This window comes from uncultured Tateyamaria sp., from assembly GCF_947503415.1.
Lineage (GTDB): Bacteria > Pseudomonadota > Alphaproteobacteria > Rhodobacterales > Rhodobacteraceae > Tateyamaria.
The window spans coordinates 89,621-107,179 of record NZ_CANNDS010000001.1 but is presented as its reverse complement, the minus strand read 5'-3'; the positions used below and the strand labels follow the sequence as shown (position 1 = coordinate 107,179).

The 17,559-nt window shown below is 60.7% G+C and carries 21 protein-coding genes; 10 read left to right on the top strand and 11 right to left on the bottom strand.

The genetic code is table 11. The annotated features are described in order from the left end of the window. Position 1: 1 nt before the first annotated feature. The 3 genes from Q1A32_RS00585 to Q1A32_RS00575 all read right to left on the bottom strand — a co-directional run bounded on the left by Q1A32_RS00585 (position 2) and on the right by Q1A32_RS00575 (position 2,086). Positions 2-1,018 carry a hypothetical protein gene (locus Q1A32_RS00585; RefSeq protein ID WP_299610598.1) on the bottom strand — a complete coding sequence of 339 codons (1,017 nt, stop codon included), beginning with the start codon at positions 1,016-1,018 and terminating at the stop codon, positions 2-4. A gap of 4 nt (positions 1,019-1,022) precedes the next feature. Beyond that, the gene (greA, locus tag Q1A32_RS00580; RefSeq protein ID WP_299610600.1) at positions 1,023-1,493 is read right to left on the bottom strand and encodes a transcription elongation factor GreA; all 471 of its coding nucleotides are present in this window, start codon (positions 1,491-1,493) and stop codon (positions 1,023-1,025) included. A gap of 212 nt (positions 1,494-1,705) precedes the next feature. Further along, entirely contained in the window at positions 1,706-2,086 is a 381-nt protein-coding gene (locus Q1A32_RS00575; RefSeq protein WP_299648090.1) for a VOC family protein, read from the bottom strand. A 92-nt stretch (positions 2,087-2,178) separates the two neighbouring features. Here Q1A32_RS00575 and soxR point away from each other — a divergent pair, with 92 nt between their 5' ends. Further along, positions 2,179-2,631, top strand: a complete 453-nt coding sequence (gene soxR, locus Q1A32_RS00570; protein WP_299610604.1) for a redox-sensitive transcriptional activator SoxR — start codon at positions 2,179-2,181, stop codon at positions 2,629-2,631. Here soxR and Q1A32_RS00565 read toward each other — a convergent pair. Beyond that, positions 2,628-2,933: an EthD family reductase gene (locus Q1A32_RS00565; protein ID WP_299648087.1), complete on the bottom strand. Its 306-nt coding sequence runs from the start codon at positions 2,931-2,933 to the stop codon at positions 2,628-2,630. The two genes, soxR and Q1A32_RS00565, sit on opposite strands and share 4 nt — an antisense overlap. Before the next feature lie 194 nt (positions 2,934-3,127). Between Q1A32_RS00565 and Q1A32_RS00560 the strand changes: the two genes are divergently transcribed. The 3 genes from Q1A32_RS00560 to Q1A32_RS00550 all read left to right on the top strand — a co-directional run bounded on the left by Q1A32_RS00560 (position 3,128) and on the right by Q1A32_RS00550 (position 7,427). Continuing rightward, entirely contained in the window at positions 3,128-4,777 is a 1,650-nt protein-coding gene (locus Q1A32_RS00560) for an electron transfer flavoprotein-ubiquinone oxidoreductase (protein WP_299648084.1), read from the top strand. Positions 4,778-4,924: 147 nt separating this feature from the next. Further along, positions 4,925-6,637: a tetratricopeptide repeat protein gene (locus Q1A32_RS00555; RefSeq protein WP_299648081.1), complete on the top strand. Its 1,713-nt coding sequence runs from the start codon at positions 4,925-4,927 to the stop codon at positions 6,635-6,637. Then, positions 6,627-7,427 (top strand): 4-(cytidine 5'-diphospho)-2-C-methyl-D-erythritol kinase, encoded by an 801-nt coding sequence (locus Q1A32_RS00550; RefSeq protein WP_299648079.1) that lies wholly within the window; start codon positions 6,627-6,629, stop codon positions 7,425-7,427. The genes Q1A32_RS00555 and Q1A32_RS00550 overlap by 11 nt, the downstream gene beginning before the upstream one ends. Before the next feature lie 6 nt (positions 7,428-7,433). Here Q1A32_RS00550 and Q1A32_RS00545 read toward each other — a convergent pair whose 3' ends face one another. Next, positions 7,434-8,432 carry a polyprenyl synthetase family protein gene (locus Q1A32_RS00545; protein WP_299648076.1) on the bottom strand — a complete coding sequence of 333 codons (999 nt, stop codon included), beginning with the start codon at positions 8,430-8,432 and terminating at the stop codon, positions 7,434-7,436. 56 nt (positions 8,433-8,488) lie between these two features. Between Q1A32_RS00545 and Q1A32_RS00540 the strand changes: the two genes are divergently transcribed. The 3 genes from Q1A32_RS00540 (at position 8,489) to Q1A32_RS00530 (ending at position 9,701) form a co-directional block, all read left to right on the top strand. Continuing rightward, the gene (locus tag Q1A32_RS00540) at positions 8,489-8,704 is read left to right on the top strand and encodes a DUF2007 domain-containing protein (RefSeq protein ID WP_299610618.1); all 216 of its coding nucleotides are present in this window, start codon (positions 8,489-8,491) and stop codon (positions 8,702-8,704) included. Next, positions 8,682-9,425 (top strand): tRNA1(Val) (adenine(37)-N6)-methyltransferase, encoded by a 744-nt coding sequence (locus Q1A32_RS00535; protein ID WP_299648073.1) that lies wholly within the window; start codon positions 8,682-8,684, stop codon positions 9,423-9,425. The genes Q1A32_RS00540 and Q1A32_RS00535 overlap by 23 nt, the downstream gene beginning before the upstream one ends. 111 nt (positions 9,426-9,536) lie before the next feature. Further along, a complete protein-coding gene (locus tag Q1A32_RS00530) occupies positions 9,537-9,701 on the top strand; it encodes a YdcH family protein (RefSeq protein ID WP_299610622.1) in 165 nt (54 codons plus the stop codon). Here the strand turns inward: Q1A32_RS00530 and Q1A32_RS00525 are convergent. The 5 genes from Q1A32_RS00525 to Q1A32_RS00505 all read right to left on the bottom strand — a co-directional run bounded on the left by Q1A32_RS00525 (position 9,682) and on the right by Q1A32_RS00505 (position 14,954). Next, positions 9,682-10,566, bottom strand: a complete 885-nt coding sequence (locus Q1A32_RS00525) for a DMT family transporter (protein WP_299648070.1) — start codon at positions 10,564-10,566, stop codon at positions 9,682-9,684. The two genes, Q1A32_RS00530 and Q1A32_RS00525, sit on opposite strands and share 20 nt — an antisense overlap. Next, complete coding sequence (locus Q1A32_RS00520) at positions 10,563-11,510, bottom strand: transcriptional regulator GcvA (RefSeq protein WP_299648067.1); 948 nt, start codon at positions 11,508-11,510, stop codon at positions 10,563-10,565. The genes Q1A32_RS00525 and Q1A32_RS00520 overlap by 4 nt, the downstream gene beginning before the upstream one ends. A 379-nt stretch (positions 11,511-11,889) precedes the next feature. Next, on the bottom strand, positions 11,890-12,612 hold the full coding sequence (phbB, locus tag Q1A32_RS00515) for an acetoacetyl-CoA reductase (RefSeq protein ID WP_299610629.1): 723 nt from the start codon (positions 12,610-12,612) through the stop codon (positions 11,890-11,892). A gap of 171 nt (positions 12,613-12,783) precedes the next feature. Then, positions 12,784-13,959 carry an acetyl-CoA C-acetyltransferase gene (locus tag Q1A32_RS00510; protein ID WP_299610632.1) on the bottom strand — a complete coding sequence of 392 codons (1,176 nt, stop codon included), beginning with the start codon at positions 13,957-13,959 and terminating at the stop codon, positions 12,784-12,786. Positions 13,960-14,105: 146 nt separating this feature from the next. Next, the gene (locus Q1A32_RS00505) at positions 14,106-14,954 is read right to left on the bottom strand and encodes an EAL domain-containing protein (RefSeq protein WP_299648064.1); all 849 of its coding nucleotides are present in this window, start codon (positions 14,952-14,954) and stop codon (positions 14,106-14,108) included. 123 nt (positions 14,955-15,077) lie between these two features. On the opposite strand from Q1A32_RS00505, the gene Q1A32_RS00500 reads away from it, so the two are divergent. Next, positions 15,078-15,656 (top strand): DNA-3-methyladenine glycosylase I, encoded by a 579-nt coding sequence (locus tag Q1A32_RS00500; RefSeq protein ID WP_299648061.1) that lies wholly within the window; start codon positions 15,078-15,080, stop codon positions 15,654-15,656. 139 nt (positions 15,657-15,795) lie between these two features. Continuing rightward, positions 15,796-16,416, top strand: a complete 621-nt coding sequence (gene rpsD / locus Q1A32_RS00495) for a 30S ribosomal protein S4 (RefSeq protein WP_189369417.1) — start codon at positions 15,796-15,798, stop codon at positions 16,414-16,416. 183 nt (positions 16,417-16,599) lie between these two features. Here rpsD and Q1A32_RS00490 read toward each other — a convergent pair whose 3' ends face one another. Then, on the bottom strand, positions 16,600-16,896 hold the full coding sequence (locus tag Q1A32_RS00490) for a phage tail protein (RefSeq protein ID WP_299648058.1): 297 nt from the start codon (positions 16,894-16,896) through the stop codon (positions 16,600-16,602). 168 nt (positions 16,897-17,064) lie between these two features. Between Q1A32_RS00490 and Q1A32_RS00485 the strand changes: the two genes are divergently transcribed. Continuing rightward, positions 17,065-17,550 (top strand): DUF2867 domain-containing protein, encoded by a 486-nt coding sequence (locus Q1A32_RS00485; protein ID WP_299648055.1) that lies wholly within the window; start codon positions 17,065-17,067, stop codon positions 17,548-17,550. The last annotated feature ends 9 nt before the right edge of the window (positions 17,551-17,559 follow it).

The following is a 17,559-nucleotide window of genomic DNA, read 5'->3' as shown; positions in this document are numbered from 1 at the left end:
ATCAGTCGAATGTGCCTGCCACCCGACCCAGCAACATGAATGCACGGGCCGTGCGGGTGTCGCTGAGCGCAGAAATATCCGAATCCGTTGCTGTTTCAGCAAAAGCGGACACCGTTTTGTCAAAGCGACGCAGGAAATGGTGCGCTGCATCCCGGAAGATCGGGTCCTGTTTCATCCGTCCTGCAGAAAGCGCCAGGGATGAACGATCCCTTACACCACCGAGCGGTGCCACCGCGCGCCCGCGCGCGCCGGAGGCGAACTGGCGCCACACCTCGGGCCGGGCGCGGTCGGGGCGCAGGTCGTCCATGTAGATGCCGTCCTGGCTGAGCAGGGTCAGGATGTCTTGGGCCGCCTGCACCAACTTCGCCGTCTCCCGGTCGCGCATCGCTTTGCGGAGTGCCGCGAACCCTTCTTCGTCTTCCGCCGTTTCGGGGAAGTTCAGGGCGCGGATGAAGTCCTCGGTGGCCAGCGGCGGTGCCATGTCTTCGGCGCTGGTGCCGAGGGCAAGGGCGGGTTGGTCGCTGCTGTTGTCTGTGGCTGGCGGTGCGGCGGGTTTCGCTGCGGGTGCCGCGTCGCGACGGCTTTGGAATGTGGCGAGCGCTGTTTCTGTTTTGCGGGTCGCTGCGGCGATCTCGTCGAGTTTGCGCGCGACGGAGGGCTCGTCCGCGACGTTCCGGCCTTGGTTCTGTGCGATGTAGGCTTGGCGGATCGCATCAATGGCGGTTTGCAGGCGCTGGCTTTCTTCACGCATCACCTTGCTGGAGCGGGCAGCCGTGGCCGCGACCCAGATCATCGCGATGGGCATGAACACCGCCAGCATCGTGATCAGAAAGCGCAGACCTTCGCCTGTCCCCGCGGGATCATCGCCTGCCAGAATGAAATAGGCCGCCGAGCCGACCAGCCAGATGGCGGTCAGGACCAGCGCTGCAATCTCGATACCCGTGACGCCCCCGGCGTCGGGTTTGTCATAGATACCCAGAGGGGTTGGGCGCGATTGAGGATCGGGCTTTTCGGCCATAACCTCAGCTATAGACGATTTTCAGGACTTCATAGGACTTTTCACCGCCCGGTGTGCGCACCTCGACGCTGTCGCCCTCATCCTTGCCGATCAGTGCCCGTGCGATGGGCGATTTTATGTTCAACAAGCCCTTTTCGATGTTGGCCTCATACTCGCCGACGATCTGGTAGGTCTTTTCTTCGTCCGTGTCCTCGTCCACCAAGGTCACTTTCGCGCCGAACTTGATCGAGCCTGACAGCTTCGAGGGATCAATGACTTCGGCCAGCGAAATCACGCCTTCGAGTTCCTTGATCCGGCCTTCGATAAAGGACTGCTTTTCCTTCGCCGAATGATATTCGGCGTTTTCGGACAGGTCGCCGTGTTCGCGCGCCTCTGCAATCGCCTTGATGATGGCGGGGCGTTCCTCGGACTTGAGGTGTTTCAATTCCGTTTCCAGTGCGGTCGCACCGGCGCGGGTCATTGGGATCTTTTCCATCGGCGTCGTCCTAATAACGAGCGGCGGCCCGCGTTGGAGCCGCCGTTGTTTGCGATGGGGGATACCTGACCCAATGGGGCGGGGGAATGCAAGGGGGTATGGGGCTTTGCCCCCGGCGCGGTGCGCCTCCCCCATGGTATTTTCAGTCAGAAGAATGAGCGGGCTTCCCGGAAACGGCCCGGGGACCGCCTCGCCCGGGAATGGGCGGAGCCCTAGTCGTATTGTACGACCTCGTATTCGATGTTGTCCGCATCGTGGAAATAGAAGCGGCGCCCCGGTTCGTAGTCGCCGTGGTTGCCGGTCGCGAATCCCTTGGCCTTGATTGCGTCCTCCATCCCGTCGAGGTCATCTGTGGTGACTGCGATGTGGTTCAGCCCGCCGATTGTTGCGTAGTTGTCATCGGTTGCCTTGTCCGGCGCGCCCGGCGTGTAGAGCGCGAGATAGTGCGCGTCGGTGCCCACGTGCACTGTGCGCCCGCCCGCCATCGCGGCTCCGGCCCACCGGATATGCCACCCAAAGAGGTCGCACATCCAGGCTGCGGTCGCGTCCGGGTTCGAGACGGTGAGGTTTGTGTGTTCGAGCATTGCGGGCATCATTTGGTCCTTTCGTCATATGGTCTTTCCTTTGCAGGTCGATGCGGGCATCCTGCGACCTCAAGTAAACTTGAGGTCAAGAAGTTTTTTCCATGGGTGCATCGGAGGGATTGAGCATTGGCGACATCGCCGCCCGGACCGGCTTGGCCGTGTCGGCCATTCGCTACTACGAGGAGGAAGGGTTGGTCGCGCCCTGGCGCAACGGGGCCGGGAGGCGGCGGTTTCAGCGTGCAGACATAAGGCGGCTGAGTTTCATCATGGTGGCGCAGCAATTCGGGTTCACGCTGGCCCAGATCAAGGCAGAGCTGGACCTGCTGCCGCGCCACCGCGCGCCGACCAAGCGGGATTGGGCGCGCATCAGTGCGGAGTTTCGCGACGGCTTGGATGCGCGCATCGCGCGGCTGGAAAAGCTGCGCGACACGTTGGATGGCTGCATTGGTTGTGGCTGTCTGAGCCTTGAGGCCTGTGCCCTTTACAATCCGGCGGACAGTGCCGCGGGCAAAGGGCAGGGACCGAGGTATCTGTTGGGCGACAGCCCGCCCTAGTAGGTTTGCCCGATCAGCATTTGCGGCGCCACATTGGTGAAGTTGGGCAGGTCGGCCAGTACCGGGCCGGAGGCGGCCAGTGTCGCATCGAGTGCACCCTGATCCGCAAAGACAAACGTGGCCACGGCGTGGAAACCCGGCGGGGTGTCAGGGCCGCCTGCCAATCCCTTTGTCACAACCTGGCTTTGGACGTGCGCGCCCATATGCTCATCCACGAGGGCCATGTGGGTGGACTGGTAATAGGCATCGTCGAACGTGGTTCCGTCGCTGATGGGATAGAGCACTTGTAGGGTCATGGGCATGAGGCTGGTCCTTGTTTGTGAATGTTACACCATGCGCCGTTTCCGGGTTTCAAGGAACAGTTGCGTGACACTTCGTTTCAGAACGGGTTTTTACGCGGTGTCGTGATTGCAATGATGCGGGCGCTGGTCTAGCTGGTTTGCAACCAATTTCTTGAGGCGCTGCGGTGCCTTGGTGTTTGAAAGGGAGCCGCCTGATGGCCGAGATTGAACGCGAAGCGATGGAATATGACGTGGTGATCGTGGGTGCCGGACCTGCGGGTCTGTCGGCTGCCATTCGCCTGAAACAGCTGGACGCTGACCTGAATGTGGTTGTGCTTGAGAAGGGGTCAGAAGTGGGTGCGCACATTCTGTCGGGTGCTGTGCTTGATCCCAGCGGTCTGGACGCGTTGATCCCCGACTGGAAGGAAAAGGGCGCGCCTCTGAACGTGCCGGTGAAGGACGACAATTTCTACATGCTGGGTGAGGCGGGGCAGGTCCGTATTCCCAACTTCCCGATGCCGCCTCTGATGAACAACCATGGCAACTACATCGTGTCGATGGGCAATGTGTGCCGCTGGATGGCTGAGCAGGCCGAAGGCATGGGGGTCGAGATATTCCCCGGCATGGCGTGTTCCGAGTTGGTCTATGGTGACAACGGCGAAGTGAAGGGCGTTGTGGCCGGGGTCTTCGGGCTTGAGGCCGATGGCTCCTATGGCGAGAACACAGAGCCCGGCATGGAGTTGCACGGCAAGTATGTGTTCCTGTCAGAAGGGGTGCGTGGGTCCCTGTCGAAAGAGGTTATTGCGAAGTACGACCTTGCCAAGGACAGCGAGCCGCAGAAATACGGCCTGGGCATGAAAGAGATTTGGGAGATTGATCCCGAGAAGCACAAAGAGGGCTCTGTCACCCACACGATGGGCTGGCCCTTGGGGTCCAACGCGGGCGGTGGGTCATTCATCTATCACCTTGAGAACAATCAGGTTTACGTCGGTTTCGTCGTTCACCTGAACTACAAGAACCCGCATCTTTTCCCCTATATGGAATTTCAGCGGTTCAAGCATCATCCGATGGTGGCCGAGTTGCTGAAAGGCGGGAAACGCGTGGCGTACGGTGCGCGGGCCATTTCCGAGGGTGGATTCCAGTCGATGCCCAAGATGGTGGCCCCCGGTGTGGCGCTGCTGGGCTGTTCGGTGGGCATGGTCAACGTGCCGCGCATCAAGGGCAACCATAATGCGATGCTGTCGGGCAAGGCCGCGGCAGAGGCTGCATTTGACGCGATCAAGGCGGACCGGTCGGGCGACGAATTGACAGCCTATGAGGCGGACGTGCGGGACGGGGCCATTGGGGCCGACCTGAAGAAGGTGCGCAATGTGAAGCCGCTGTGGTCCAAGTACGGTCTGGTGGCATCGCTTGTGGGTGGTGGTCTGGACATGTGGACCAACACGATGGGCTTTTCGCTGTTCGGCACTCTGGGGCATGGCAAGAACGATGCGGATGCGACGGAAGAAGCATCCAAACATCAGCCCATCGACTATCCCAAGCCGGATGGAAAGTTGTCCTTTGACCGGCTGACCAATGTGTCGTTCAGCTTTACCAATCACGAGGAAAGCCAGCCTGCGCATCTGCGTCTGAAGGATGACAGCGTGCCGGTGGCGCAGAACCTGCCGAAATATGCGGGGCCAAGCGCCCGGTATTGCCCGGCGGGGGTCTACGAGTTCGTCGAGGAAGAGGGCAAGGACACGCGCTTTGTCATCAATTTCCAGAACTGCGTGCACTGCAAGACCTGCGACATCAAGGACCCGGCCCAGAACATCACATGGACCACGCCGCAGGGCGGCGACGGGCCGAATTACCCCAATATGTGATCATATTCAGATCAATTGGAAAAGCCGGGCCACGCGCCCGGCTTTTTTCTTGGCACGCATTCGCTGACCTTTCCGCGAGGCCACATTGCACATGCGCGCAGACGTGCTAGCCTTGGTTGCAACAACAGACAAAAGGCAGTGCCCCCCGTGATCCGATCGCTTCTTTCCAGTGTTGCTTTGGCCGCCGTTCTGGTGACCACCCCCCACGTCGCCCCCGCGCAGTCGGTCGCTGGGTCGTACCTTGCCGGACGGCAGGCGGCGATCCTGAGCGATTTCGAGGCATCGGCGCGATATTACACCGCTGCTCTGGCGCGTGATCCGGGCAATGTGGACCTGATGGAAGATGCGGTCGTGTCTCAGTTGGCCCTTGGCCGCGTGGACCGCGCCCTTCCGATTGCAAAGCTTGTGGAGGAACGCGGCGAGCGTAGTCAGGCCGCGCACATGGTCATTATCGCGGAAATGCTCAAACAGGGCGATTTCGCGGGCTATCTGGAGCGTGACACTGACACCCAAGGCATTGGCCCATTGGTGGACGGATTGCTCAATGCCTGGGCGCTTGTCGGCAATGATGATGTCGAAGGGGCAATGGCCGCCTTTGATGCCGTGTCGGAACAGCGCGGCGTGCGGGGTTTTGCGATGTACCACAAGGCGATGGCGTTGGCGGGCCTGGGTCAGTTCGAGGAGGCGGGCGCGCTTTTCGAGACGGAAGGATCGGGCCCCCTGCAGCAGACGCGTCGTGGGGCGATGGCGCGCGCGGAAGTGCTGTCCCAACTTGGGCGAAACGAAGATGCGCTTGCCTCACTGGAAGCTGCTTTTGGCACCGTCAGTGACCCGGAACTGGACGCGATGACCCTCGCGCTCGAAGCGGGTGAAACGCTGGCCTTCACCCACATCACATCCGCGCGCGATGGCGTGGCAGAGGTGTTTTATTCTCTTGCGGGCGCATTGCGACAAGATGCGGGCGCGGACTACACGCTGCTTTACGGCCGGATTGCCCACTACTTGCGCCCAGACCATGTCGACGCGCTGCTGCTGAATGCGGATTTGCTGGAAACGCTGGAGCAGTTTGAACTTGCCAGTGCCACGTACAAGTTGGTGCCGGCGGATCACTCGGCGTTTCATGCCGCCGAATTGGGGCGCGCTGCGGCCTTGCGTCAATCGGGCAAACCCGATGCGGCGATTGAAGTGCTCGAACAGTTGGCAAAACGCTTTGGCGATTTGCCACTTGTCCATTCCACCCTTGGCGACGTGCTGCGCCAGCAAAACAGGTTCGAAGAGGCGGTCGCCTCGTATGACCGGGCTTTGGACTTGACCGATCCGGATGCGCGGGGGTCGTGGTTTCTGCACTATGCCCGCGCCATTTCGCACGAACGGCTGAAGGAATGGCCATCGGCGGAGGCCGACTTTCGCCGTGCGCTGGAGCTGAACCCCGGTCAACCGCAGGTTCTGAACTACCTTGGCTATTCGCTGGTCGAGAAGCAGATCAAGCTGGATGAAGCGCTGGAGATGATCGAGCAGGCCGTCGCGGCCAGCCCGGACAGCGGCTACATCGTGGACAGCCTTGGGTGGGTCCTGTACCGCCTCGGGCGCTACGAAGAGGCGGTAGAGCACATGGAGCGGGCCGTCGAGTTGATGCCCGTCGATCCGGTGGTGAACGATCATTTGGGCGACGTGTATTGGGCCGTCGGCCGCGACCGCGAAGCGCAATTCCAGTGGACGCGCGCGCTGAGCTTTGTGGACCCTGACGAGGTGGATGGCGAGGCGGACCCGGTCCGAATGCGCCGCAAGCTGGAGGTTGGCCTTGATGCCGTGTTGGCGGAAGAAGGGGCCGATCCATTGAAGGTGGCGAATGACGATTGAGGCCTTTGCGCCCGCCAAGATCAATCTGACCCTTCATGTCACTGGCCAGCGGGATGACGGCTACCATCTGCTTGATTCCCTTGTCGTTTTTGCAAATGTCGGTGACCATCTGGATATTGAACCCGCGCCTGAGATGGCGCTGGAGGTCACTGGACCCTTTGCCGACGGGGTGCCTTCGGATGCAAGCAACCTTGTCTGGCGTGCAGCACAGATGGCGGGTGTGACGGCGCGGATTGCCCTGACAAAGGAACTGCCCAACGGCGCTGGCATTGGCGGCGGGTCGTCGGATGCTGCGGCCGTGTTGCGGACGCTGGGCGGCGAAGCGCATGCCCTCGCCTTGGGGGCCGATGTTCCCGTGTGTTTGCTGGATTGCCCGCAACGGATGCGCGGCATTGGCGATGATGTCGCTCCGGTGGGCGGTGTGCCCCCGTTGGATCTGGTCCTCGTCAATCCGGGTGTGCATGTGCCGACGCAGGACGTCTTCAAACGATTGGCCAGCAAGGACAATGCGCCCATGGATGCCCACTTGAACTGGTCCGACCGGGCGGCGTTTCTGACGTGGCTTGGTGATCAGCGCAACGATTTGCAAGCGTCCGCTGCGGCGCAGACCTCCGAGATATCAAGCGCCTTGGACGCGTTAAAAGGCGCGCAATTGGTGCGGATGTCAGGCTCTGGCGCGACCTGCTACGGGGTCTATCCCGGCCCATGGCTGGCGCGCGAAGCGGCAGACCGCATTGCGGGCGCGCATCCTGACTGGTGGGTCAGGGCCGTCGGTACGGTCGGCGCATAAGCCCGGTCAGTTGATCCGTTCGACCACGTAATCTGCCAGATCAATCAGCATGTCGCGCAGGTCATGTGCGGGCAGAGTGCCGAGCGATGCCTTGGCTTTGTTCGCCCACGCAATGGCGTCGGTCTTGGTCGCCTCAAGCGCGCCGTGTTTGTGCAGCAAATCCAGCGCGTGGTTGAGATCGCCGTCGTCCTGCTGACCTTTCTCGATCGTGCGGGACCAGAAGGCGCGCTCTTCGGCGTCGGCCTTGGCCACAGCCTTGATCACAGGCAATGTCAGTTTGCGTTCGCGGAAATCGTCGCCGACATTTTTGCCCGTGGCTGAGGCTTGGCCTTGGTAATCCAGCAAATCGTCCACGATCTGGAAGGAAATACCCAAAGCGTCGCCATAGTCGAACAGCGCTTGCGTCGTCGCGGCGTCCTTGCCCGCGATAACACCGCCCACCTCCATCGCGGCAGAGAACAACGCGGCTGTTTTGCCGCGTACGACTTGCAGGTAGATCGCTTCGTCCGTCGCGAGGTCTTGGGCCGCCGTCATTTGCAGCACCTCGCCCTCGGCAATGGTGGCCGCAGCGTCAGACAGGATGCGCAGGACGTCGATATTGCCTGTCTCGGTCATCAGTTGGAAGCTGCGCGCAAACAGGTAGTCGCCCACAAGGACCGAAGACTTGTTGTCCCACAGCAGGTTGGCCGTGGGCCGCCCGCGCCGTTGCCCGCTTTCGTCGACCACGTCGTCATGCAACAGGGTCGCCGTGTGAATGAATTCGACTGTGGCGGCCAAATGCACGTGATAGGGGCCGGGATAGCCGCACAGATGCGCCGAAGCGAGCGTCAGCATGGGCCGCAGGCGCTTGCCGCCCGCTTCGACCAGATGCCGCGTGACTTCGGGGATGCGCGGTGCGTGTTCGGACGCCATCCGGTCGCGGATCAGGTCGTTGACGCCCTCCAGATCGGCCGCCAGATAGGCAGCCAGACGGTCGTGCGGCTTTGCGATTGTGGACGCGTCCATCACTTTCCTCATTGCACCCCTCGACAGCTAGGCCGGTGTGCCCCTACATCCATGATATGAAGGAACTTTTGCGCAGCACCGACCCGACGATCATCGCCTTTGCCTCCGCCCTTCTTCAGGGCGAGGATATAGACTGCTTTCAGATGGACGTAAATATGAGCATCCTTGAAGGCGGCATCGGAATTTTCCCGCGTCGATTGATGGTGCGGGCCGACGATTATGACGCCGCTTTGAAGGTGGTGACGGACAATGACATCGACCTTGGACGCTGATCTGACGCACGATGCTTTTCTGGGCGGGCAGCTGCATCTGTGGCAGCCGAAAGCGGGGTATCGGGCGGGGGTTGATCCGGTTTTGCTGGCGGCATCCGTGCCCGCGAAGGTTGGGCAATCGGTGCTGGATTTGGGCTGCGGCGTGGGCACGGCAGGTTTGTGTCTGCGCGCGCGGGTGCCGGGGCTGGACCTGGTGGGACTTGAGCGGCAGGCGGACTACGCCGCACTCGCCGGGCGCAATGGGCTGGAGACCTTTGTGGGGGATCTGACAGACATGCCAGAGGCGTTGCGGGATCGCAGTTTTGACCATGTGTTGGCAAACCCACCTTACTTTGACCGCAAGGCCGGGCGCGAGGCCACCGACACTGGGCGTGAGGCGGGGCGCGGGGCTGAGACACCCGTGGCGGCGTGGATCGATGCCGCGGCGCGGCGGCTCCGGCACAAGGGATACCTGCACATGATCAACCGGGTTGAGCGGGTGCCTGACCTGCTTGCCGCCGCTGCCGGGCGGCTTGGCAGCCCCGAAGTCTGGCCGCTGTGTCCACGGATTGGGAAAGCGGCAGAGCTGGTGATTTTCCGCGCGCGCAAGAATGGTCGCGCAAATTTTTGTCTGCATTTTCCGATCATTTTGCATGAGGGTGCACGTCACGAACGGGATGGTGAAAGCTATACACCTGAAATCAGTGCCGTTTTGCGCGAAGGGGCCGCGCTGCATCTTTAACCGGCTATTAACCATACCTACCTTTGTTTGTGTCTATGCTGCGCCTGCGGCGTGACTTGCGCACGAACCTGTGCTTCGCTGTGGGTGCACTTTATCAGCAAGGAGGACTGAATGAGCGTTGTCGCCCATCTCGAAGAGTTGAAAAAGAAGCACCAGAGCCTGAGTGATCAGGTGGACATGGCCCAGCGATCGCCCGGCATCGACCATGTCGAAGTGGCATCCATGAAAAAGCAGAAGCTGAAACTGAAAGAGGAAATCACCCGACTTTCGAGTTGATGTGACCCTTCAGGCTGGCGCGGGCTGCCAGGAGCGCCCCGCCAGTGATCAAAATGGCCGCCATGGCCAATGACCAACTGGGCGCGGCCACGCCAGCCACGATCAAAACCAAAGTCGACAAAAGCGGTGCCGCATAGGACGCAGTGCCGAGGATTTGGATATCGCCGCGTTTCACGCCGATGTCCCAGACATAAAACGCAAGGCCGACAGGGCCGAGGCCAAGCAGGACCGCGCTGGTCCAGCCCACGGTGCCTATTGGCCAGACCGTTTCTTCCAAAAGCAGATGCAGCGGCACGGACAGCACCGCGCTTGCGATGCAGAACACGGCCACCGATGCCGTCGGCACCGTGCCAAAACGCCGGGACAGCACGGAATAACTTGACCACGTGACCGCGCAGGCCATCGCCAGTAAATATCCGGGCATCGCGCTTGGATCAAAACCAGCCGCGCCGCCTGTCACGATCAACGCGGCGCCCGCAAATCCCACAAGTGCGCCGATGACGTGACCAGCCCGAAGTGATTCTCTGGGTAACAGGCCGGACAGAAGCACGATGAGAAGCGGCCAGAGGTAGGCGATCAGGCTCGCCTCGGCAGCGGGTGCCAAGCGCAGGGCGGAGAAATAAAGCGCATGATAGCCAAAAAGGCCCAGCGTCCCGATGAGATAGACATGCAACGGCACGGTGCGCAGCTGCCCAAGGCCACCGCTGGCAGCCGTCCAGATCAAACCCAGCGTGCCACCGATGGCAAAGCAAAGTGCATTGAGCAGAAAGGGCGGTGTGGGCGCGGACCCGACGGTCAGCAGTGCCAGCACACCCCAAAGCAGCACGGCCACAAAACCGATCAAGGTGGCGGTGGGCCGTGTCATTCGGCTTGGAAATCGGAAGAAGGCAGGCGGATCATTTGGTCGGTGATATGTCCGGTCTTCTCGATCTCTGCAAGGATCCAATCGCGGAAGGCGGCGATCTGGGGCCGCGTTTCTGCCCCTTCGCTGCACAGGAACCGGAACCGCACGCCCGTGTCGAGTGCGTTGGGATAGGGCGCGACAAGACGGCCATCGTCCAGATCCTTGACCACAAGCGATCTGCGACCCAGCACGACGCCAACCCCGGCCAAAGCGGCGTCTACGGCGTGATCCGCCTGGCTGAACCTCGGGCCAGCCGTGGGGGCGAAATCAACGCCCATCATCCGGAACCATGTGGCCCAATCGCTGGAGGGTTTCAGGAAGGCGATGCTGTCGTCAAAGATCAACGTGGCGTCCCGCAGGCTTTCGGGCGTGGGAAAGCGGGCAGCCATCTCGGGTGTCATCACGGGGCACACCCACTCTTCGACCAGCGGGACAGAGTAGACCCCTTCGTCCGTGCCTGGGCCAAAACGGATTGCAACATCGACGGCATCGCGGCTGAGGTCCACGAGTTTGAGGGTGGCTGAAAACCTAAGCTCAATCTCCGGGTGGGCTTGTGCGAAATCGTAAAGGCGTGGGGCCAACCATTTCGCGGTGAAGGCCGGGCCTGCTGTAACGGTCAAGGTTTCGTTGTCCAAAGTGCGCTCTGCGGCGCGCCAAGCAGCGGCAAGGGCCTGAAACCCGTCGGCCATTCCGGGGGCCATGGCGCGGCCTGCTTCGGTCAACTCGACTGCGCGGTTGAGGCGGCGAAAGACTTGTGCGCCTAAATATTCCTCAAGCGATTTGATCTGAAAGCTGAGCGCGGCGGGTGTGACGTGCAACTCCTCCGCCGCTTTTGCAAAGGACATATGGCGCGCGGCGGCGTCGAAGGCGCGGAGGGCGGTGAGCGGGGGGAGGCGGTCGGGCATAGTCAGTTAAGTACAGCTTGTGTGAAGCCTTGGAAAGTCTCGTTTGTCGGGTGGCGTAAATAAGCGCATATTCACATCAATCGAGACATAACGCTCCAGAGGATACCGACAATGTTTGAGACATCCGCCACCCCCGCCATCCGCCAAGGCCTTGAAAAAGCACATGCAGAACGTGGTGCCGTTCTGGCCGACGCTTGGAACTGGCTGTTTGGGGCGAAGACTTCCCGCTGATGCGCGCGCGCCATCTTACGGGATAAGACAGGGCCGGTGCATCGCTGCACCGGCCCTTTTTCTTGTCTGAAAGGGGGGGGTGACATCCGTACACCCCTTGTGCACCACCCGTACACCGGGTGTGCACCCCCTGAACCTTTTCAGGGACTTAGACGAAAAACTGCGCGCCGTTGGCTGAGATGGTCGAGCCATTGATGAAGCCCGAATCGTCGGAGGCCAGGAACACCACGCAGCGCGCGATCTCTTCCGGCTCGCCCAAGCGGCCTGCGGGGATCTGGCCAATGATCGACTCGCGCACTTTCTCCGGGACGGCCATGACCATTTCGGTCGCGATGTAGCCGGGGCAGATCGCGTTTGCGGTGATGCCTGCGCGCGCGCCTTCTTGTGCCAGCGATTTCACGATGCCCAGATCGCCCGCCTTGGTCGCGGCATAGTTCACTTGGGCGAACTGGCCTTTTTGACCGTTGATGGACGAGATCACGATGACACGGCCGAACTTGCGGTCGCGCATGCCGGTCCAGACCGGGTGCACCGTGTTGAACACGCCCGTCAGGTTGGTGTCGATGACCTGGTGCCATTGCTCGGGCGTCATTTTGTGGAACGGCGCGTCACGGGTGATGCCAGCGTTGGCGACGACGATGTCGATGGGGCCAAGATCAGCTTCGACCTGCGCGAGGCCCGCTTTCGATTCGTCGTAATCGGCCACGTTCCATTTGTAGGTCTTGATGCCGGTCTCGTCCGTGAATTTTGCGGCGGCTTCGTCATTGCCAGCGTATGTGGCGGCAACGGAATAGCCTGCGTCTTTCAGGGCTTTCGAGATGGCTTCGCCGATACCTCGGCTGCCGCCGGTGACGAGTGCTACGCGGGACATGGGAAACTCCTTTTATGTCTTTCAATATTCTTTCGCCGATATAGCGGTTTGGCGCAACTTTATTACGTGCAACCTGTGCCTGTAGGCGAAAACGTGATGGGAATGAGGGAGGCGGCACCGTATGGCACCGCCTTGGTTTAGATCAGTCGCGTCGACTGGTCGTCCAAGCGCTTATGGACGCTCAAGGCACATGGCAACGCCCATGCCGCCGCCGATGCAAAGAGTGGCGAGGCCTTTCTTGGCGTCACGACGCTTCATTTCGAACAGCAGGGTGTTCAGGATGCGCGCGCCCGAGGCGCCGATGGGGTGACCGATGGCGATTGCGCCGCCGTTCACGTTTACGATCGACGGGTCCCATCCCATGTCCTTGTTCACGGCGCAGGCTTGGGCGGCGAAGGCTTCGTTGGCTTCGACAAGGTCCAGATCTTCGGGCTTCCAACCGGCTTTTTCCAGCGCTTTGCGGCTGGCGTAGATTGGGCCCACACCCATGATCGACGGGTCAAGGCCGACAGTGGCATAGCTGGCGATGCGGGCCAAAGGCTCGATCCCGCGCTTTTCGGCGTTGTCGGCACTCATCAACAGGGCACCGGCAGCGCCGTCATTCAGGCCAGAGGCGTTGGCGGCTGTGACCGACCCATCTTTGGTGAAGGCGGGGCGCAATTTCTGCATGGCTTCCATGGTCGCGCCGTGACGGATGTATTCGTCGGCATCGACGATGGTGTCGCCCTTGCGGCCTTTCACGGTGAAGGCAGTGATTTCGTCGGCGAATTTGCCAGCCTTCTGGGCGGCTTCGGCCTTGTTCTGGCTGGCCACGGCGAATTCATCCTGCGCATCGCGCGTGATTTGCCACTGGTCGGCAACATTCTCTGCCGTCTGGCCCATGTGGTAGCCGTTGAAGGCGTCCCACAGACCGTCGCGGATCATGGTGTCGATGTATTTCATGTCGCCCATCTTGTGACCGGCGCGCAGGGCGGCAGCATGGGGGCTGAGTGTCATGTTTTCTTGACCACCGGCGGCGACGATGTCCGCGTCACCCAGTGCAATGTGCTGGGCACCCAGTGCCACAGCGCGCAGGCCGGAGCCGCAAACCTGGTTGATCGACCATGCAGCGCTTTCCTTGGGCAGGCCTGCGTTGATGTGCGCCTGACGGGCAGGGTTCTGGCCTTGGGCTGCGGTCAGGACCTGACCAAGGATTGTTTCGGAGACCTCGGACTTGTCGATGCCCGCACGCTCTACCACCGCTTCGAGCACGGTAGTGCCCAAATCGTGAGCAGGTGTGTTGGCGAATGAGCCACCAAAGCTGCCAACGGCAGTCCGGGCAGCTGAAGCGATGACGATGTTGGTCATAGTGTCAGGTCCTCTGTCAGTTGTCATGAGGACCAATCCGAGACTTTGCACGCCCGAGGCTTAACACGCAGGTGCGGGCCTCAGAATGGTCCCGCGCTGCGCGTGCAGTATCGGATTCGCTGCCATGCGGCAACGGACGTTATGTCTCAGGCGCGCATACCCGCCTGTTGCGTAGCGAGACGCTTGCCGAACAACCAATTCGGCCGCACCTGTGGCGCTTGAAAATAGAAACCTTGCAGACAGTCGACGCCCATCAATGTCAACCGCTCGACATCTTCCTGCCGTTCGACCCCCTCGGCCACCACGAGCATGTCGAAGTGGTGCCCGATCTGAATGATGGCCGCTGTCAGTGCCTGCATGTCGGGGTCATTGGCGATGCCATGGCAGAACTCCATGTCGATCTTGAGCACATCAAAGAAGAAGTCCTTGAAGTACCGTAATGCGGTGTACCCGGCGCCGAAATCATCCAGGGCAAAGCAGATGCCGCGGGTCGAGAGCCTGTCCATGAAGTCGACAACCAGTTCGGGCTGATCCATGGCCGACCCTTCGGTGATTTCGAGGATCAGGCGTTCCCCGACAGACGGGCATTTCTTGAGCCAGCGGTTCAGGGTCTGCATCCAGCGTTGATAGCCGATGGAGCGGGCAGACATGTTGATCGACAGGCGGATTTCGGGGTTATCGTACAGCGTCCGCAACCCCATGTTCAGCGCGACAGTGTCAATCTCCCGGCCTAGTTCCGCGCGTTCCACCACTGGCATGAAGTCTTTGGCGGGGATGATGCGCCCGGTGTCGTCCACCACACGGATCAGCCCCTCGTAAAACCCGACGCGGCCCGGGTCGCTGGCAATCACCACCGGCTGGAACGCCAACATCGTTTGCTGATGTTTCACCGCCTGCTCGACCATGGTCAGCGTGCTGCGGTCGCGGGCAGACACCGCAGCACTTAGCGGGTTGTCCGCCCCGGAGGGCATAAAGGGCATCTGGTTTTTCGTCATGGGCTGGCAGCGACCCTTTTGCTCAAAAACTGTAGCCACCATTGTCTTCCAGCCGTAAAAACAGTCTTAATGTTTGCATTTTGTTCCAATTTTATTCGTTAACCAAACGAAGGGAAAACTGGCATGTTGCACCGTTGCGGATGGGAGGGCGAGGCGCCCGACTATGTGGCGTATCACGACACCGAATGGGGGGTTCCGGAACACGATCCGCGCGCCCTTTGGGAGAAGCTGATCCTTGATGGATTTCAGGCCGGTCTGAGCTGGATCACGATATTGCGCAAGCGGGATGCGTTCCGCGCGGCGTTCGCCGGGTTCGATCCCGAGGTTGTGGCCGGATGGGGCGAGGCCGATGTGCAGCGCCTTCTGGCGGACCCTGGCATTGTGCGTCACAGGGGCAAGATTGAGGCGACAATAACCAATGCGCGCGCCTATCTGGAGGTTAATGCCGAGATGGGCTTCGATAAATTCTTATGGAAATACGTGGATGGCGCGCCCTTGCAGACGAATTTCGGCAGCCGCGATCTGGTCCCACCCAAGACCAAGCTGAGCGAACAGGTGTCGAAGGATTTGCGCGCGCGTGGCTTCAAGTTCGTAGGTCCGACGATTGTCTATGCCTTTATGGAAGCGACGGGATTGGTCAATGACCACATCACCCCATGTTTCCGTCATGCGGAATGTGCGGCGATGGGTGGGCCGAAGTAGCCGTTGACTCTGTCCGATCTGCCCGTATAAGCGCGGCTTCATTGGTGTTGGTGGCCCCCGCAAGGGGTTTCCTGTCGGTTCGGCAAAATCCGGACAGAGGACAACGCCCTTTGGAAACACAAACCGAAGGAGATCAGCCGTGACAAAACGCACGTCTGCCAAGTACAAAATCGATCGCCGCATGGGCGAAAACATTTGGGGTCGCCCCAAATCCCCCGTCAACCGTCGTGAATATGGCCCCGGCCAGCACGGTCAGCGCCGCAAGGGCAAGCTGTCCGACTTCGGCATCCAGCTGCGCGCCAAGCAAAAGCTCAAGGGCTACTATGGCGACCTGACCGAGAAACAGTTCCGCCGCATCTATGCCGAAGCGGTTCGTGTGGGCGGTGACACCGGTGAAAATCTTGTTGGTCTGCTGGAACGTCGCCTCGACGCCGTTGTGTATCGCGCGAAATTCGTGGCCACAGTCTTTGCCGCGCGTCAGTTCGTGAACCACGGCCACGTCAAAGTGAATGGCCGCAAGGTCAACATCCCCTCCTACCGCGTGAAAGAGGGTGACGTGATCGAGGTCCGTGACCGGTCCAAGCAACTGGCCGTGCTGCTGGAAGCAACACAACTGCCCGAGCGTGATGTGCCTGACTACATCGACGCAGATCACTCCAAGATGACTGCCACCTTCACCCGCACGCCCACATTGGGCGATGTGCCATACCCGGTGATGATGGAACCGAACCTGGTCGTCGAATTCTACGCCAAGAACTAAGGCGCGGCGGGGTCACACCTGCACCAAGATTTCAAAGGGCTGCCCAGATCGGGCGGCCCTTTTTCATTTGAGTAGAACGGCGATGCCGTCGTGGGCGAATTCGACGGAGCCCACCGCGATCCCGTTCCCGCCAGCTTGCATATCCGTACCGGTGACCTTGCCCGGAAAGGCATTGGCGCGTGTCTAAACCAGTGTTTGAGCGCCGCGTTCATCCGGCAGAGAGGTCGTAAGGCTCCCGCGTGAGATCGTGTTGATCTTAATCTCAGTGAACCAATCCCAGAATGCGTTGTCCTTGGCGAAAATGCCTTTCTTCAAGACAACATTGCCGCTTTTGGCCAGCCCGGGCTTTTTGACAGTCGAGAACACCGGGCTGTTTCCGGCGCGATGCTCTATGGTCTGCGTTTCTACATCGAGGCGGCCGGCGTCTTGAAACGCAATTTCCGTATTATCCCATGATGCCCGGACATAGAGTTTCGGCACAAGCCATGCGGTCTGTGGTGGGTCTTGGTCTGACTTAAATGCGTCCTGCGATAGTGCGAAGTGGCTGCACTGTAGCAGGATGGTTCCGCCATTGTGATTTCATGTCACATGGTGCCCGCGGGCTTGTGTGCTCAAGGTCGTCGGAGACAGCCGAAAAGGAGCGCATTCATGTTTTCCGCACCGCGTGTCACCGCATGCCCGCTTTCCCCCGACAGTGCATTGCACGCCCATATGCAAAGCGGCGATTTTCTGGACTGTTATTGCGTGGCCAGCACTGCCACCCCGCGTGCGGCGGCAGAGATCATCACCGCCTTTCCCGGTTGGGCGCAAATACTTGTCAAACTGCGCGCCCTGATCACGGCCCCGTTCGGGCTGTCGCAGGATGGACCGAAGGCTGAGGACAAGCTGGGCCCGTTTCCGGTCGAAAGCGAGACGGGAACGGAGCTGATTGCCGGATTTGATGACAAGCACCTGAACTTTCGCGTCTCGGTGCGGTCGGAAAATGGCAAAGTGTCACTTGCCACGTGGGTGCACCCGCACAACATCGGCGGTCGCATCTATCTGGCGGGGATCATGCCGTTCCATGTTCTGATTGTCCGGAACGCCTTGGCGCGGGTCGCGCGATCGGGCAGGGCGCCGCTGCAAACAGCGTGACCAGCTTGA

Excerpts from the sequence above, each read along its gene's own strand:
- Q1A32_RS00585 (WP_299610598.1), bottom strand. The coding sequence starts at position 1,018 with ATGGCCGAAAAGCCCGATCCTCAATCGCGCCCAACCCCTCTGGGTATC.
- greA (WP_299610600.1), bottom strand. The coding sequence starts at position 1,493 with ATGGAAAAGATCCCAATGACCCGCGCCGGTGCGACCGCACTGGAAACG.
- Q1A32_RS00575 (WP_299648090.1), bottom strand. The coding sequence starts at position 2,086 with ATGCCCGCAATGCTCGAACACACAAACCTCACCGTCTCGAACCCGGAC.
- soxR (WP_299610604.1), top strand. The coding sequence starts at position 2,179 with ATGGGTGCATCGGAGGGATTGAGCATTGGCGACATCGCCGCCCGGACC.
- Q1A32_RS00565 (WP_299648087.1), bottom strand. The coding sequence starts at position 2,933 with ATGCCCATGACCCTACAAGTGCTCTATCCCATCAGCGACGGAACCACG.
- Q1A32_RS00560 (WP_299648084.1), top strand. The coding sequence starts at position 3,128 with ATGGCCGAGATTGAACGCGAAGCGATGGAATATGACGTGGTGATCGTG.
- Q1A32_RS00550 (WP_299648079.1), top strand. The coding sequence starts at position 6,627 with ATGACGATTGAGGCCTTTGCGCCCGCCAAGATCAATCTGACCCTTCAT.
- Q1A32_RS00545 (WP_299648076.1), bottom strand. The coding sequence starts at position 8,432 with ATGGACGCGTCCACAATCGCAAAGCCGCACGACCGTCTGGCTGCCTAT.
- Q1A32_RS00540 (WP_299610618.1), top strand. The coding sequence starts at position 8,489 with ATGAAGGAACTTTTGCGCAGCACCGACCCGACGATCATCGCCTTTGCC.
- Q1A32_RS00535 (WP_299648073.1), top strand. The coding sequence starts at position 8,682 with ATGACATCGACCTTGGACGCTGATCTGACGCACGATGCTTTTCTGGGC.
- Q1A32_RS00530 (WP_299610622.1), top strand. The coding sequence starts at position 9,537 with ATGAGCGTTGTCGCCCATCTCGAAGAGTTGAAAAAGAAGCACCAGAGC.
- Q1A32_RS00525 (WP_299648070.1), bottom strand. The coding sequence starts at position 10,566 with ATGACACGGCCCACCGCCACCTTGATCGGTTTTGTGGCCGTGCTGCTT.
- Q1A32_RS00520 (WP_299648067.1), bottom strand. The coding sequence starts at position 11,510 with ATGCCCGACCGCCTCCCCCCGCTCACCGCCCTCCGCGCCTTCGACGCC.
- phbB (WP_299610629.1), bottom strand. The coding sequence starts at position 12,612 with ATGTCCCGCGTAGCACTCGTCACCGGCGGCAGCCGAGGTATCGGCGAA.
- Q1A32_RS00510 (WP_299610632.1), bottom strand. The coding sequence starts at position 13,959 with ATGACCAACATCGTCATCGCTTCAGCTGCCCGGACTGCCGTTGGCAGC.
- Q1A32_RS00505 (WP_299648064.1), bottom strand. The coding sequence starts at position 14,954 with ATGACGAAAAACCAGATGCCCTTTATGCCCTCCGGGGCGGACAACCCG.
- Q1A32_RS00500 (WP_299648061.1), top strand. The coding sequence starts at position 15,078 with ATGTTGCACCGTTGCGGATGGGAGGGCGAGGCGCCCGACTATGTGGCG.
- Q1A32_RS00485 (WP_299648055.1), top strand. The coding sequence starts at position 17,065 with ATGTTTTCCGCACCGCGTGTCACCGCATGCCCGCTTTCCCCCGACAGT.